2 protein-coding genes are annotated in these 1,876 nt (G+C 43.7%); both read left to right on the top strand.

Annotated elements, in window-relative coordinates; genetic code table 11:
• The coding region (tnpA, locus tag NT178_18925; protein ID MCX5814589.1) for an IS200/IS605 family transposase at positions 1-241 on the top strand (241 nt) is incomplete at its 5' end.
• Positions 242-1,051: 810 nt separating this feature from the next.
• On the top strand, positions 1,052-1,771 hold the full coding sequence (locus tag NT178_18920) for a hypothetical protein (GenBank protein MCX5814588.1): 720 nt from the start codon (positions 1,052-1,054) through the stop codon (positions 1,769-1,771).
• Positions 1,772-1,876: the final 105 nt, after the last annotated feature.

Raw genomic sequence — 1,876 nt, 5'->3', positions numbered from 1 at the left:
GAACGGGGAAGATGATCACGTGCATCTGCTGGTTGAATATCCCCCAAAACTTGCTATTTCTGCTCTGGTTAACAGCCTCAAGGGTGTTTCGAGCCGTCTGCTGCGCAAACAACGCCCTGATATTGAAAAACGGTACTGGAACAACATGTTGTGGAGTCCTTCGTATTTTGCCGCTTCCTGCGGTGGTGCGTCATTGGCTATTATCAAAGAGTACATTAAACAGCAACGCGCTCAAGACTGAACATATTGTGCCTTATATCCCCGGGCCTGAACGCCGGGGTTTTACGGCACGGTTGATAAGTAATCTTGAAATGATTTTGTTGCCTTCCCAATATTGTGGAGTAATCCAGCAGTGTAAGCTGATTTCTGAAGTCTTTCGCTGTAACCGCAAATCCGCGACATTTCTTGAGCAACGCAAGAAACTGCTTTTAGATGATTGAATAGGGTTTGATCTTTTGAATTGGCTATCATTCTAACACCTGATACTTTCAAGTCGATGTCCTGTTTCTCTCAATACAACAGATTGATGTTTATTTAGTTTAGAGGCAAAAGGGGTCTTGCTATAACACATTTATTCTTGATCCCCAACATCATTTTCTTGATTCTCCAACAATTTTAATCAATTTGCAAGCGAAAATTCCCCCATGGGGCTATTGAATGCCATTTGAAACACCAATGCCGACTCGTCCGCACAAATAAGAATGAAAATTGCCCTCAATATTTCCATGGGATAGGTCTATTTTCAGGGGAAGTCAAGTACACTTCCTGTTTGACCAAAACCATTGGGTACTTGTAAAGCGCAAAGTCAACCAGTGTCTCCAAACAGAAATTCCAAACAGAAATACACCACTTGGATGGAATGGGAATGGGATATCCTTTAGAAAACATCACTAAAGGAGATTCTGTGGATGGTGAAGAAAGGCATGTATCACAAAATCACAAAGATTTTCTCCATATACAATCTCAGACGACTGATACCCGCATCAGTAAAATCTAATACAACATAAGATACATGATAACAAACAAAACATCCAAAACGAGGAGCTAACAAATGGGCGACACCGGTATTCAGTCAGGCAAGGGAGCGGGGTATCCGGGTCTTGCCGATATGAACCCGACCAGCCTTATTCATGCACTCAGCCAGATAGAGCATCTGTCAATGGTCGAGATGGACAGCGACCTTCCACCCGAATACATCAACTCGCTTAACACACTGCATTTCACAGAGATGGGGTTCAAAGCCGCATTAACGAGTACGCTGTTTTGCTTTTCAGAATCCATCGTGACATTTATGGCGGTAAAGGGACATATTCCCATCTTTGGTTCTACCCGCCCTTCCCTTCTCGAAGAATTATATTCCTATACGATGAACCTGGCGCTGCCGCTGTCTTTTTCATTGCTTATCGGCATGATCCTTTTCAAGACGTTCAGAGGGGCAGCCACGAAAAAGGTTATCAACTCATTGCTTACCGGGTATGTAGCAAGCGTTGCCATATGGTCGGCAGTGTTCTTCCTCCTGATCAATATCATCCACTACAAGCTGTTAACTCCAGAGTCAATTTATAACATGGTGTCCACATTGAACGAAACGCTGAAAAAAGAATGGGTGTGGCCCTATGATTGGCTTATGAAGATGCGGAGTGTTCTGATTCCTTCTGCTTTGTTCGCGCTGTTTTCGAGCATAGCAAGTGTATCGGTGATAGCGTCCCTCTGGTACATCGGTTTAAGGCGATCAGAAAGATTTAAAGATTTTCTTCAGGAGTGGGAATGACATTAACCATACTTGTGGTTGTCGCCGCTGCCCTTTTCGGGTATGCCGCATGGATTATCTTTTTCAGTTCTAAAAAATCAGCGGATCATCGGCGGATATCGGTTC

Source organism: Pseudomonadota bacterium (assembly GCA_026388255.1).
Lineage (GTDB): Bacteria > Desulfobacterota > Syntrophorhabdia > Syntrophorhabdales > Syntrophorhabdaceae > JAPLKB01.
The sequence above is the reverse complement of the archived record's forward strand: the minus strand, read 5'-3'. Positions and strand labels throughout refer to the sequence as shown.

Excerpts from the sequence above, each read along its gene's own strand:
- NT178_18920 (MCX5814588.1), top strand. The coding sequence starts at position 1,052 with ATGGGCGACACCGGTATTCAGTCAGGCAAGGGAGCGGGGTATCCGGGT.